Here is a 12634-nt window from a genome sequence, read left to right as displayed (position 1 = left end):
TCCCCCCCCCCCCCGCCACAACCCCCCACCCCCCCCGCACCTCCGCCGAGGACCCCCCCGCACCCCCCCCCCCCCGCACCGAGGGCGGGTGCGCTAGGCGGGGGAGCCGTCGTCGCGGCGGACGCGGCGGGCGAGCTCGCGGAGGAACTCCGGGTCGTCGTCGGGGGCGACGGGGCGGGACGCGCGGGAGGGCCGCGGACGACGGGCCCGCCGTTCCCGGCGCAGCTCGCTCCCGGCGACGGCCGTGGCCCGGACGACGAGCACGACCACGAGCAACGCGACCACCAGCAGCACGACCGGCACCCGGCCTCCCCTCGAGAGAAACGTCCCTGCCGCCCAACGTACGCGCGCGGGATACTGGGAGGAGCGGTCCGTGACCGCCTCCACACACGACCCGGACGGAGCCTCCCCATCGACGCCGTCGACCGGCAGCTGATCGACCTGCTGCGCGCCAACGGCCGCGCCAGCATCGCCGAGCTGGCCCGGCAGGTCGGGCTCTCCGCGCCGGCCGTGCACGAGCGGGTCGGCAAGCTCGAGGCCTCCGGGGTCGTCCTCGGCTACCGCGCCGTCGTCGACCCCGCCGCGCTGGGGCTGGACGTCACCGCGCTGATCGGCGTGATCGAGAGCGACGCCGTCGACGACACCGGCGTGGAGGCCGCGCTGCGGGCGATGCCCGAGGTCGAGGACTGCTGGCGGGTCGCGGGCAGCGAGGGCTACGTGCTCAAGGTCCGGGTGACCGACATCCCGGCACTCGAGGCCGCCATCAACGCGTTGAACAGGATCGAGGGCGTCGCCCGCACCCGCACCACCGTCGTGCTCTCCACCAAGTGGGAGGGCCGGACGGGATGACGCCCGACCGCACGCAGGAGGACAGCAGCATGGCCGAGAGCACCACCCCGGGCGCGCCCACCGGCGGTCCCGCGACCCCGCCGCGGATCGCGCCGTGGCTGCTGCTCTACACGCTCGGCCGGCTGGTCATCGCCGTCGCGCTCATCGCGCTGATCTGGCTGGTGGGCCTGCCCGGGTTCCCGGCGCTGCTGTTCGGCCTGCTGCTGTCGATGCCGGTGGCGCTGGTGCTGCTGCGCCCGGTCCGCGACAGGCTGACCGAGGGCCTGGCCGCCCGCAGCGTCGCCCGGCGCACCCGCAAGGAGCAGCTGCGCGCCCGGCTGTCGGGCGACGCCGCCGCCTGACCCGGCTCAGCCCGACAGGGCGAGCCCGGCGCCGAGCAGCACGCCGGTGGCCAGGGTGAGCAGGCCGGTGGCCTGCAGCGCGGCGATCAGCGCCGGCCCGCGCCCGCCGGAGAGCACCACCCGCGACGGCGGCACGGCCAGCGGCGCGGCGGCCAGCGCGAGCAGCGCCCACGGCCGCGCCACCCCGATCGCGACGACGACGGCGAACGCGACGACGAGCAGGCCGACGTAGAACCGCCGGGTCGCGCGGTCGCCGAGCAGCACCGCGAGCGTGCGCTTGCCCACCCGGGCGTCGCCCTCGACGTCGCGCAGGTTGTTGACCACCAGCAGCGCCACCGACAGCAGCCCGATCGGCACCGCGGCGGCCAGCGCCAGCCCCTCGACCCGCCCGGTCTGCACGAACGTGGTCCCGGCGACGGCCACCAGGCCGAAGAAGACGAAGACGAACACCTCCCCCAGCGCCCGGTAGCCGTAGGGCAGCGGGCCGCCGGTGTAGGTCCAGGCCGCGACGATGCACACCGCGCCGACGGCGACCAGCCACCAGCTCGACAGCGCCGCCAGCACCAGCCCCGCCACCCCGGCGACGGCGAAGGACAGCAGCGCCGCCGTCAGCACCGCGCGGGGCGAGGCCGCGCCCGAGCCGACCAGCCGCATCGGCCCGACCCGGACGGCGTCGGTGCCGCGCTTCCCGTCGGAGTAGTCGTTGGCGTAGTTGACCGCCACCTGCAGCGCCAACGCCACGAGCAGCGCCAGCAGCGCGGGCACGAGCCGGAAGCCGTCGAGCGCGGCCGCGGCGCCGGTGCCCACCAGCACCGGCGCGAGCGCGGCGGGCAGCGTGCGGGGGCGGGCGCCGGCCACCCACTGCGCGGGGCCGGCCATCACGAAGGACCCCCCTGCTCCCCGCTACTCGCGGGCTCGCGGCGGGACCCTGCAGGCGGGCCGTTCCGGTCCGTCACCGCGGCGGCCACGCCGCGGCGGTCGGGTTTGCCGGTGTGCAGGGTCGGCACCGACCCGATCAGGTGCAGCTCGCGCGGCGCGGACGGCCCGCCCAGCCGGTCGGCCACCCACGGCCGCAGGGCCGCGAGGTCGGGTGCGGTGCCCGGCGCCGGGACGACGGCGGCGACCACCCGCTGCCCCCACTCCTCGTCGGGCCGGCCGAACACCACGGCGTCGGCGACGGCGGGGTGCTCCCGCAGCGCCCCCTCGACCGCCTGCGGAGCCACGTTCACGCCGCCGGTGACGACGACGTCGTCGAGCCGCCCGACCACGGTCAGCCGCCCGTCGGGACCGATCGAGCCGGCGTCGCGGGTGCGGAACTCCCCGCCCGCGAACGCCGCCGCGGTGCCGTCCGGGTCGCGCCGGTAGCCGAGCGCCAGCACCGGGCCGGCCACCGCGATGGCTCCTCCGCCGGGTCCTGCGGCACTCCCGCCGGCGTCCACGCGCACCCGGACGCCGTCGAGCGGGACGCCGTCGTAGACGCAGCCGCCGGCGGTCTCGGTCATGCCGTACGTGGTCACCACCGCGACGCCGCCCTCGCGGGCCCGGGCCAGCAGGCCCGGGTCGGTGGCCGCGCCGCCGACCAGCACCGCGTCGAACGCGCGCAGCGCCTCCGGCTCGCGCTCCAGGTACCGGCGCAGCTGGGTGGGCACCAGCGCGGTGTACCGCCGGCCGGCGGGCATCCGCGCGACCGCGGCGGCCAGGTCCTCCCCGGCCGCGAGCGCGGTGGGCGCCGTGCCGCCGAGCACCGACCGCACCAGCACCTGCAGGCCGGCGATCGCCGACGCCGGCAGCGCGAGCAGCCAGGCGCCGGGCCCGCCGAGCCGGTCGAGGGTCGCCGTCGCCGAGGCCCGCAGCGCCGCCGCCGGGAGCAGCACGCCGCGCGGGCCGCCGGTGGACCCGGAGGTGACGACGACGAGGTCGGCGCCGTCCTCCAGCGGCTCCTCCGGCGCGAGGACCGCCCGCGCGGCCGCCGCGGGCGGCCCGGCCGGGAGGACGGCGAGCGGCGCGGCGCCCTCCAGGCAGGCGCGGACGGCGGGCAGCACCGTGCCGAGGACGGCGTCGGGGGAGTCCGGCGCGGGGAGGACGGTCAGCTGCCGGATCACGGGTCCCGAGGGTACGTCGCGTGCGACATAGGCTTGCGGGCGTGATCACCCCCGCCGGCCTCCCCGAGGGGATCGACCGGCTGGCGGTGTGGTCGGTGCCGATGCGCACCCGCTTCCGCGGCATCGACGTCCGCGACGGCGTGCTCGTGCACGGCCCGGCCGGCTGGGGCGAGTTCTCCCCGTTCTGGGACTACGGCGTGCCCGAGAGCCGCCGCTGGTGGGCGGCCGCCGCCGAGGCCGCGGTGCGGGGCTGGCCCGCACCGGTGCGCGACGCGGTGCCGGTCAACGTCACCGTCCCCGCGGTGGGGCCCGAGCGGGCGCACGCGATCGTGACCGCGTCGGGCTGCCGGACGGCGAAGGTGAAGGTGGCCGAGTCGGGCCAGACCGCCGGCGACGACCTCGCCCGTGTGGAGGCCGTCCGCGATGCGCTCGGCCCCTCCGGCGCGGTCCGGGTCGACGCCAACGCGGCGTGGGACGTCGACACCGCCGTCGCCCGGATCCGGGAGCTGGACCGGGTGGGCCTCGAGTACGTCGAGCAGCCCTGCGCCACGCTCGCCGAGCTCGCCGCGCTGCGCCGCCGGGTGGACGTCCGGGTCGCCGTCGACGAGGGCGTGCGCCGCGCCGACGACCCGCTGGGGGTCGACCTGCGGGAGGCCGCCGACGTCGTCGTCCTCAAGGTGCAGCCGCTCGGCGGCGTGCGGGCCGCGCTGCGCGTGGCCGAGGCGCACGGGCTGCCGTGCGTGGTCTCCTCCGCGCTGGAGTCCTCGGTGGGCATCGCCGCGGGGATCGCGCTGGCCGCCGCGCTGCCGGAGCTGCCCTTCGCCTGCGGCCTGGCCACCGTCGCCCTCCTCGACGGCGACGTCACCGACACCCCGCTGCTGCCGGTGGACGGCGCGCTGCCGGTCACCCGGCCCGACCCCGGCCGGCTGGACGCCGTGACCGCACCCGGCGACGTGACCGCCCGCTGGACCGAGCGGCTGGGCGCGGTGCTGGCCGCGTGAACCCCTCCACCGCGCTGGCCCGCGTGCTGGTCGACGAGCTGGTCCGCGGCGGGGTCCGCGACGCCGTCGTCGCGCCCGGCTCGCGCTCGGCGCCGGTCGCGCTGGCGCTGGCCGCCGCCGAGCGGGCCGGCGTCCTGCGGCTGCACGTGCGCATCGACGAGCGGACCGCGTCCTTCCTCGCCCTGGGCCTGGCCCGCGCGTCCGGCCGGCCGGTGCCGGTGCTCACCACCTCCGGGACGGCGACCGCGCACCTGCACGCCGCCGTCCTCGAGGCCGACGTCAGCGGGGTGCCGCTGCTGGCACTCACCGCCGACCGGCCGCCGGAGCTGCGGGCCACCGGCGCCAACCAGACGATCGAGCAGCCCGGCCTGTACGGCGGCGCGGCGCGCTGGGCGGCCGACGTCGGCGTGCCCGAGGCCGGCCGGGAGGCCGCGCAGAACCGCTACTGGCGCTCGGTGGTGTCCCGGGCGCTGCTCGCGGCCACCGGCGTCCTGTCCGGCGACCCCGGGCCGGTGCAGCTGAACCTGGCCTTCCGCGACCCGCTGCTGCCCGAGGAGGAGCCCGGCCCGCCGGCGGGCCCGTGGGCCGGCCGGGACGGCGGGGCGCCGTGGACCGCCGGGGCGCCTTCGCCCGTCGCGACCGTCCCGGTCGGGGACGGCCCGCGCACGCTCGTCGTCGCCGGGGACGGGCCGGACGCCGTCGGCCGGGCGTGGGCGGGCGGCGCCAGCGCGGCGGGCTGGCCGGTGGTCGCCGAGCCGAGCGGCGGGGCGTGGACCGACGGCGCGGTGCGCGGCGGGGCGCTGCTGCTCGGCGTGCCCGGCTGGCTGGACGCGCACCGGCCCGACCGCGTGGTCGTCGTCGGCCGGCCGACGCTGTCCCGGCCGGTCTCGGCGCTGCTGGCCGATCCGCGGGTGCGCGTGGAGACGGTGGTCGCCGGGCCGCGCTGGCCCGACGCCGGCCGCTCGGCGGCCCTGGTCACCCGCGCCGCCCCGCCGGCCGGCCCGCCGTCGGAGCCGGGCTGGGCGGCCGCCTGGCGCTCGGCCGCGGACCGGGTCGGGGGCGCGGTCGACGCCGCCCTGGACGCCGCGCCCGGGCTGACCGCCGCCCGGCTGGCCCGCGACGTCGTCGCCGCGCTGCCGTCCGGGGCGCTGCTGGTCCTCGGGTCCTCGACACCGGTGCGCGACGTCGACCGGCTCGCCGTCCCCCGCGGCGACGTCAGCGTGCTCGCCAACCGCGGCGTCGCCGGCATCGACGGCACGGTGTCCACCGCTGTCGGCGCGGCGTTGGCGCACGGCGGGCCGGCGGTGGCGCTCATGGGCGACCTGACGTTCCTGCACGACCTGCAGGGCCTGCTCGCCGGCGAGGGCGAGCCGCGCCCGGACCTCACCGTGGTCGTGCCCGACAACGACGGCGGCGGGATCTTCGCCCAGCTGGAGCCCGGCCGGCCGGCGTACGCCCGCGACTACCGGCGGGTGTTCGGCACGCCGCACGGGCGCGACCTGGTCGCGGTCGCGGCGTCCCTGGGCTGGGCGGCGACGGCGGTGGCCACGCCGGAGGAGCTCGCCGCCGCGCTGGTGCGCGGCGGGCCCCGGGTGGTCGTCGCCCGCACCGACCAGCGCGCGGAGGCCGACCTCGCGGTCGCCCTGCGGGAGGCCGCGGGCCGCGCCCTGGCCTGAGCGGCCTCGGGAGCGTCGGGTCTCCTGCAGCGACCAGCCGGTCCCGCCGGGCTCACCGGAGAGTGAGACGCACGGCTCCGGAGCCCCTTCCGGACGCCCGTGACGAGCCGGTCCGTCACTCCGTGGCGGTGGCCTTCGTCACGGGATCCGGGCGGTCGCGGCGAGGGCGGCCGCGGGGGCGGGGGCGTGCTCGCCGGGCCGGATCGCGCACCGTGAACAGCGGGTTCCGTTTCTCGGCGCGGCCCGATGCGGTGGTCACGCCGGCGTCACGCCGTACCCCACGAGCCCCAGCCGAACCGCACTGTGACCGCCGTCACGACGACAGTCGACATGACGACACGTAGCGTTTTGGCTGCGCTCAGCGAAGACGGAGCGCGGCGCCGGTCCGCCAAACCCTGCCCACCGGTCGCCCACGCCAACTCCCAGGGCAGGGGTGGGGGACCCACTCTTCCGGCGCGCGACGGCCTACGGGGGCCTGTCGGAGCGCGCCTCGGGGTGAAGCCGCGGACCGCGGCCGGGCACCGATCGCCCGAACCCGACAGCTCACCTCGCCGGCGGTGATCGGGAGATCATCACCATGCCCAAGCACCGCGCACCCCGCTACGTCCGCACCAAGAAGGTCATCGCCAAGGCCCCTGTCGCTGCCGGCGCCGCCGCCGTCGGCCTGGGCGTCCTGAGCTCGCCGGCCTCCGCCTCCACCACCCACGACTGGACCGGCGTCGCCCAGTGCGAGTCCAGTGGCAACTGGAGCATCAACACCGGCAACGGCTACTACGGCGGCCTGCAGTTCAGCCAGTCCACCTGGGCCGCCTTCGGTGGCACCGACCTCGCCCCGCGCGCGGACCTGGCCACCCCGGCCCAGCAGGTCCAGATCGCCGAGGCCGTCCTGGCCGGCCAGGGCATCGGCGCCTGGCCGAGCTGCGGCAAGTTCCTGACCGACGGCACCACCCCGGCCGCTGCCGAGGCCCCGGCCGCGCCCGCCGAGCAGGCCGCCCCGGCCGCCGAGGCCCCGGCCGCTCCGGCCGAGCAGCCGGCCGCCGAGCAGGCCGCTCCGGCCGAGCGGGCCGACCGGGCCGAGCGGGCCGAGGTCACCACCGAGGAGTACACCGTCCGCTGGCGGGACACGGTGGCGAAGATCGCCGCCGCCCACGGCCAGAGCTGGCGCGAGCTCTACGAGCGCAACGCCGACGTCATCGGCGGCAACCCGAACCTGATCTACCCCGGTCAGGTGCTGGCGCTCAGCGGCTCCGCCGTCCCGGCCGAGGCCGCCCCGGCCCCCGCCGCCGAGGCCGCTCCCGCTCCGGCCGCCGAGGCCGCCCCCGCTCCGGTCGCCGAGGCCGCCCCGGCCCCGGTCGCCGCCGCCGGTGAGGCGGCGCCCGCCGCCACCCCGCCGATCGCCGAGGCCGCCCCGCAGGTCGCGCAGTCCTCGGTCGTCGCCGAGATCACGAACACCGCCGGCGCGATCCACGAGGCCGTCCAGGCGGCGGCGAACGCCGTCGTCAGCAACGTCCCGGGCGCCGCGGACATCACCCTCGGCGGCACGCGGGCCAGCGCGGTCGACCCGGACGGCCACCCCTCCGGCAAGGCGCTGGACTACATGGTCATGTCCGACGCCGCCCTCGGCGACGCGATCGCCCAGTACCACGTCGACCACTGGGACGAGCTCGGCGTCGAGTACGTCATCTGGCAGCAGCGCATCCTCACCTCGCCGGACGGCGCCTGGAAGGCGATGGCGGACCGCGGCAGCGCGACCGCGAACCACGTGGACCACGTGCACGTCAACTACGTGGGCTGACCTCCAGCACACCCGACGAGGGCCCCGACCGCGTGCAGCGGCCGGGGCCCTCGTCGTCTCCGGGTCGTGTCCGGGGGAGGAGGACGCCGGCCGGGACCGGCCGCCTCAGCCCTCCAGCGCGGCCTGGAAGGCGGCGAACTTCGACTGCGTCTCGGCCAGCTCGGCCGTCGGGTCGGAGGCGCCGACGATGCCGCAGCCGGCGAACAGCCGGGCCGAGCACGGGTCGTCGTCGACCAGCTGGGCGCAGCGCAGGGCCAGCCCGAACTCGCCGTCCCCGCGGGCGTCGAGCCAGCCCACCGGCCCGGCGTACCGGCCGCGGTCCATGCCCTCCAGCTCCGCGATGACCGCGGCGGCCGCGTCGGGCGGGGTGCCGCAGACGGCGGCGGTCGGGTGCACGGCGTCGACCAGCTCGAGCAGCCCGGCGCGACCGCGGGCGCCGGAGCGGCGCTGGGTGCCGACGACGTCGGTGGCCAGGTGCCGCACGTTCGGCAGCGTCAGCAGCGAGGGCTGCTCCGGCACCGACAGCGCGGTGCAGAACGGGTCGAGCGCCCGCACGAGCGAGTCGACGGCGAGGGCGTGCTCGGCGTGGTCCTTGTCGCTGGCCAGCAGGCCCGCCGCGAGCCGCTCGTCCTCGGCGCCCGCGCCGCGCGGGGCGGTGCCGGCCAGCACCCGCGCCGACAGCTGCCGGCCGGTGCGGCGCAGCAACAGCTCGGGGGTGGCGCCGAGCAGCCCGTCGACGGCGAAGGTCCAGCAGTCGGGGAAGCGGGCGGCCAGCCGGTCGAGCAGGCGGCGGGGGTCCAGCGGCTCGTCGGCGGTGACCAGCAGGTCGCGGGCGAGCACCACCTTGGCGAGGTCGCCGGCGCCGATGCGGGCGACGGCGGCGGACACCGCGCCGCACCACGAGGCGGGGTCGAGCGCGCCGTCGGCGTAGCGCAGCCGGCCCGGCGCGGGCGGCAGCGGCTCGCGGGTGGCCGGCAGCACGTCGCGCGGGTCGGCGCCGCCGGTGGTGGTCACCCACGCGACGCCGTCGCGGCGGCCGACGACGACCTCGGGGACGACGAACACCGACGTCCCCCGGGCGGGGTCGAACGCGACGCTGCCGAACACGACCGGCCCGGAGCCGGGCACGCCCACCTCGTCGTCGACGGCGAGCGCGGCGCTGCGGTCGGCCCACCAGGCGGCGGCCTCGGCCAGCGCGCCGGGACCGGAGACCTCGAGGCGGTCGGCCTCGCCCCAGCCGACCAGGCCCTCGCCGCGGCGCACCCAGGACAGCGCGCCCTCGCGCGGCAGCAGCGTCAGCAGGTCCGGGGAGTCGGGCAGCGCGACCGTGGTGACCGCGGGCGCGACGGCGTCCGGGGAGGTCACCGCCGCTGCCGTCACGTCCCCCAGCGTAGGCAGCCGGTAGCGTCGTCCGCCGTGGCAGACCGGCGAGACAGCACACACACCGCCGGGTCGAGGGCCGGGCTGGACAAGCAGCCCCACGAGGTCGCGGCCATGTTCGACGGCGTCGCCCGCCGCTACGACCTCACCAACACCGTGCTCTCCGGCGGCCGCGACGCCGCCTGGCGGCGGGCCACCCGCGAGGCGTTGGGCGCCCGGCCGGGGGACGTCGTGCTCGACGTCGCCGCCGGCACCGCCGTGTCCACCGTCGAGCTCGCCGCCGGGGGCGTCCGGGCCGTCGCGTGCGACTTCTCGCAGGGGATGCTGCGCGCCGGCGCCGGCCGGCCGGTGCCGAAGGTGGCCGGCGACGCGATGGCGCTGCCGTTCGCCGACGCGAGCGTCGACGGGCTGGTCGTCTCCTTCGGCCTGCGCAACGTGGCCGACCCAGACGCCGCGCTGCGCGAGTTCGCGCGGGTCGTCCGGCCGGGCGGGCGGCTGGTCGTCTGCGAGTTCTCCAGCCCCACCTGGAAGCCGTTCCGCACCGTCTACACCGAGTACCTGATGCGGGCGCTGCCCCGGATCGCCCGCGCGGTGAGCAGCAACCCCGACGCCTACGTCTACCTGGCCGAGTCGATCCGCGCCTGGCCCGACCAGCCGGCGCTGGCCGCCCGCATCCAGGCCGCCGGGTGGACCGACGTCGCCTGGCGGAACCTCACCGGTGGCGTCGTCGCGCTGCACCGCGCCGTCCGCCCCTGACCGGCCCGCGCACGAGGGCTCCCGCCGCCCGCCCGCGGGGATAGCGTCGCCCCATGACGACACCGACACCGATGCCCGAGCCGCCCGGTCCGTCGCCGTCGCCGGTCGACCCGATCTCGCCGCCGTCGCCGGCCCCGCTGCCGCAGCCGAGCCCCACCGACCCGAGCGCCCCGCCGCCGTCGGGACCCCAGCCCGTCTGACCCCGGCCGCGCGGTGGACGGCCGCCCGTACCGCGACCGGCGCGACGCCGGCCGGCGGCTCGCCGCGCGCCTGACCGACCCCGCCCGTCCCCCCGCCGTGCCCCTCGGCCCGGACGCGCTCGTCCTCGGCCTGCCCCGCGGCGGCGTCCTGGTCGCGGCCGAGGTCGCCGCCGCGCTCGGCGCGGAGCTCGACGTGGTCGCGGTCCGCAAGCTCGGCCTGCCCGAGCGGCCGGAGCTGGCCATGGGTGCCCTGGCCGCGGTGGGCGAGACCGTCGAGAGCGTCCGGAGCGAGTCCGTCCTCGCCCGCAACCCCGTCGGCCCCGCCGCCGCGGACGAGGTCCGCCGCGCCGAGCTGGCCGAGCTGCGCCGCCGGCAGCAGGCCTACCGCGGCGACCGGCCGCCGCCCGCGCTCGCCGGCCGCACCGCCGTCCTCGTCGACGACGGGCTGGCGACCGGCTCCACCATGCGCGCCGCCCTCGCCGCGGTCCGGGCGGCCGGTCCCGCCGCGGTCGTCGTCGCGGTCCCCGTGGGGGCGCCCGACGTGTGCGCCGACCTGTCCGTGCTGGCCGACGAGGTCGTCTGCCCGGTCACCCCGGTCCCGTTCGGCGCGGTGGGCCGCTACTACGAGGACTTCGGCGAGACGTCCGACGACGAGGTGCGCTCCGCGCTCGCCGGCGGCCCCGGCGCGGGGCCCGCCTAGGCTCGGGGCGACCGCAGACCGAGCACCGAGGGGGCCAGCGCGTGACGAGTCCGACCGCCGGGGGCAGCGCCGACGTCGTGGTGGTCGGTGCCGGGCCGGCCGGGTCGGCGGCGGCCTGGACCCTGGCGACCGCCGGGCTCGACGTCGTCGTGCTGGAGAAGGCGCGCTTCCCGCGGGAGAAGGTCTGCGGCGACGGCCTCACCCCGCGCGCGGTCCGGGCGCTCGACGAGATGGGGGTCGACGTCTCCCCGGCGGCCGGCTGGGTGCGGCATCGGGGCCTGCGGGTCTTCGGCGGCGGCCAGGTGGTCGAGGTCGACTGGCCGCAGCTGTCCTCCTGGCCCGGCTACGGCCTCATCCGCGCCCGCCGCGACCTCGACCCGGTGCTCGCCGACCACGCCGTCGCCGCCGGCGCCCGGCTCGAGCAGGAGGTCACCGTCACCGACCCGCTGCTCGACGACGCCGGCCGGGTCGTGGGCGTGCGGGCGCAGGCCGGCCCGGACCGGGAGCCGGTGACCTGGCGGGCGCCGCTCGTCGTGTCCGCGGAGGGCCTGTCCGGCCGGCTGGCCAAGGCGATCGGCCTGAGCCGCCGCGAGGACCGCCCGCTCGGCGTCGCCGTCCGCCGGTACGTGCGGACGCCGCGCGGCGAGGACCCCTACCTCGACATCTCCTTCGACCTGTCCGCCGAGGGCCCGACCGCCGACTCGATGCCCGGCTACGGCTGGTCCTTCGGCATGGGCGACGGCACCGCCAACGTCGGCTTCGGCCTGCTCGACACCCGCCGCGGCGGCGAGACCGACGCGCGCACCGTGCTGCGCCGCTGGCTGGCCACCCTGCCGCCGGAGTGGCAGCTGGGCGAGGAGCACGCGGTCACCCCGCTGCGCGGCGCCGGGCTGCCGATGGCGCTCAACCGCGGCCCGGCCTACACCCGCGGGCTGCTGCTGGCCGGCGACACCGCCGGCGTGGTCAACCCGTTCAACGGCGAGGGCATCAGCTACGCGCTGGAGACCGGCCGGATGGCGGGGGAGACGGCGGCCGCGGCGCTCGCGGCGCCGGAGGGACCGGCCCGCGAGGCGGTGCTGCGCCGGTACCCCGAGCGGCTGCGCGAGGCCTACGGCCGCCACCACCGGCTCGGGATGGCCTTCCTCGCCCTGCTCGACCGCCCCGGCCTGGTCCGCTTCGCCACCGCGCACGGGCTCAAGCGGCCCGCGATGGTGAACGCCGCGCTGCGGCTGATGGGCAACCTCTCCGACGGCCGCGACGGCGACCGCTTCGACCGCGTGGTCGCCGTCCTCACCCGCCTGGCGCCGTCCGTCTGAGCACTGCGCTCCACGGCCCGTGACCGGACCGTGACCCGGGGATGTGAACTCACTCACCCCCCGCGCTTCACTTGCCGACCGCGGCGGCATAGGCTCGTGGCGAGAGTTTGTGAATTTCTTCACAAGCCCACGAGCCGCCGAGGGAGGCGCCGGTGCTGTCGTCCTACGTCCCGATCGTGGGGCTGTTCGCGCTCGCCGCGGCCTTCGCGCTGTTCTCGGTGACGGTCGCGCCGTTCGTCGGCCCGCGCCGCTACAACCGGGCCAAGCTCGAGGCCTACGAGTGCGGCATCGAGCCGGTCGACCAGCCGCTGCACGGCGGCCGTTTCCCGGTGAAGTACTACCTGACGGCGATGCTCTTCATCGTCTTCGACATCGAGATCGTCTTCCTCTACCCGTGGGCCGTCGCCAACGACGCGCTGGGTGTCTTCGGCCTGGTCGAGATGGCGGTGTTCATCGCCACCGTCTTCCTGGCCTACGCCTACGTCTGGCGCCGCGGCGGCCTCGAGTGGGACTGACGG

At 78.3% G+C, this 12634-nt stretch carries 14 protein-coding genes and 1 riboswitch; of the genes, 10 read left to right on the top strand and 4 right to left on the bottom strand.

What is annotated here, in order from left to right; genetic code table 11:
* Positions 1-93: 93 nt before the first annotated feature.
* The gene (locus tag ACI798_RS21600) at positions 94-303 is read right to left on the bottom strand and encodes a hypothetical protein (protein WP_456941636.1); all 210 of its coding nucleotides are present in this window, start codon (positions 301-303) and stop codon (positions 94-96) included.
* Between the two features lie 51 nt (positions 304-354).
* Between ACI798_RS21600 and ACI798_RS21595 the strand changes: the two genes are divergently transcribed.
* Both ACI798_RS21595 and ACI798_RS21590 read left to right on the top strand, forming a co-directional pair.
* Positions 355-849: an Lrp/AsnC family transcriptional regulator gene (locus ACI798_RS21595; RefSeq protein WP_457048918.1), complete on the top strand. Its 495-nt coding sequence runs from the start codon at positions 355-357 to the stop codon at positions 847-849.
* A gap of 29 nt (positions 850-878) precedes the next feature.
* Positions 879-1190 carry a DUF4229 domain-containing protein gene (locus tag ACI798_RS21590; RefSeq protein WP_456941609.1) on the top strand — a complete coding sequence of 104 codons (312 nt, stop codon included), beginning with the start codon at positions 879-881 and terminating at the stop codon, positions 1188-1190.
* A 6-nt stretch (positions 1191-1196) separates the two neighbouring features.
* Here ACI798_RS21590 and ACI798_RS21585 read toward each other — a convergent pair whose 3' ends face one another.
* On the bottom strand, positions 1197-2069 hold the full coding sequence (locus ACI798_RS21585) for a 1,4-dihydroxy-2-naphthoate polyprenyltransferase (RefSeq protein ID WP_456941610.1): 873 nt from the start codon (positions 2067-2069) through the stop codon (positions 1197-1199).
* The gene (gene menE, locus ACI798_RS21580) at positions 2069-3292 is read right to left on the bottom strand and encodes an o-succinylbenzoate--CoA ligase (protein WP_457048917.1); all 1224 of its coding nucleotides are present in this window, start codon (positions 3290-3292) and stop codon (positions 2069-2071) included. Before menE ends, ACI798_RS21585 begins: the two co-directional genes overlap by 1 nt.
* Before the next feature lie 41 nt (positions 3293-3333).
* Here menE and ACI798_RS21575 point away from each other — a divergent pair, with 41 nt between their 5' ends.
* From ACI798_RS21575 to ACI798_RS21565, 3 genes are all read left to right on the top strand, one after another.
* Positions 3334-4293, top strand: coding sequence for an o-succinylbenzoate synthase (locus tag ACI798_RS21575; RefSeq protein ID WP_457048916.1), 960 nt, complete (start codon positions 3334-3336; stop codon positions 4291-4293).
* Positions 4290-5969 (top strand): 2-succinyl-5-enolpyruvyl-6-hydroxy-3-cyclohexene-1-carboxylic-acid synthase, encoded by a 1680-nt coding sequence (gene menD / locus ACI798_RS21570; RefSeq protein ID WP_457048915.1) that lies wholly within the window; start codon positions 4290-4292, stop codon positions 5967-5969. Before ACI798_RS21575 ends, menD begins: the two co-directional genes overlap by 4 nt.
* A 403-nt stretch (positions 5970-6372) precedes the next feature.
* Positions 6373-6542, top strand: a riboswitch (cyclic di-AMP (ydaO/yuaA leader).
* 4 nt (positions 6543-6546) lie between these two features.
* Complete coding sequence (locus ACI798_RS21565; protein ID WP_457048914.1) at positions 6547-7764, top strand: transglycosylase family protein; 1218 nt, start codon at positions 6547-6549, stop codon at positions 7762-7764.
* 105 nt (positions 7765-7869) lie between these two features.
* Here the strand turns inward: ACI798_RS21565 and ACI798_RS21560 are convergent, their stop codons facing one another.
* Entirely contained in the window at positions 7870-9144 is a 1275-nt protein-coding gene (locus tag ACI798_RS21560) for an isochorismate synthase (protein WP_457048913.1), read from the bottom strand.
* Between the two features lie 36 nt (positions 9145-9180).
* On the opposite strand from ACI798_RS21560, the gene ACI798_RS21555 reads away from it, so the two are divergent.
* The 5 genes from ACI798_RS21555 to ACI798_RS21535 all read left to right on the top strand — a co-directional run bounded on the left by ACI798_RS21555 (position 9181) and on the right by ACI798_RS21535 (position 12631).
* Positions 9181-9900: a demethylmenaquinone methyltransferase gene (locus ACI798_RS21555; RefSeq protein ID WP_457048912.1), complete on the top strand. Its 720-nt coding sequence runs from the start codon at positions 9181-9183 to the stop codon at positions 9898-9900.
* A gap of 53 nt (positions 9901-9953) precedes the next feature.
* Positions 9954-10100: a hypothetical protein gene (locus ACI798_RS21550; protein WP_456941617.1), complete on the top strand. Its 147-nt coding sequence runs from the start codon at positions 9954-9956 to the stop codon at positions 10098-10100.
* A gap of 13 nt (positions 10101-10113) precedes the next feature.
* On the top strand, positions 10114-10800 hold the full coding sequence (locus ACI798_RS21545) for a phosphoribosyltransferase (RefSeq protein ID WP_456941618.1): 687 nt from the start codon (positions 10114-10116) through the stop codon (positions 10798-10800).
* Between the two features lie 41 nt (positions 10801-10841).
* Positions 10842-12116, top strand: coding sequence for a geranylgeranyl reductase family protein (locus ACI798_RS21540; protein WP_456941619.1), 1275 nt, complete (start codon positions 10842-10844; stop codon positions 12114-12116).
* Between the two features lie 152 nt (positions 12117-12268).
* Entirely contained in the window at positions 12269-12631 is a 363-nt protein-coding gene (locus tag ACI798_RS21535) for an NADH-quinone oxidoreductase subunit A (protein WP_456941620.1), read from the top strand.
* Positions 12632-12634: the final 3 nt, after the last annotated feature.

The organism is Geodermatophilus sp. SYSU D01045, from assembly GCF_054050295.1.
The sequence above is the reverse complement of the archived record's forward strand: the minus strand, read 5'-3'. Positions and strand labels throughout refer to the sequence as shown.

Coding starts and splice junctions, on each gene's coding strand:
- ACI798_RS21590 (WP_456941609.1), top strand. CDS start 879: ATGGCCGAGAGCACCACCCCGGGCGCGCCCACCGGCGGTCCCGCGACC.
- ACI798_RS21585 (WP_456941610.1), bottom strand. CDS start 2,069: ATGGCCGGCCCCGCGCAGTGGGTGGCCGGCGCCCGCCCCCGCACGCTG.
- ACI798_RS21565 (WP_457048914.1), top strand. CDS start 6,547: ATGCCCAAGCACCGCGCACCCCGCTACGTCCGCACCAAGAAGGTCATC.
- ACI798_RS21550 (WP_456941617.1), top strand. CDS start 9,954: ATGACGACACCGACACCGATGCCCGAGCCGCCCGGTCCGTCGCCGTCG.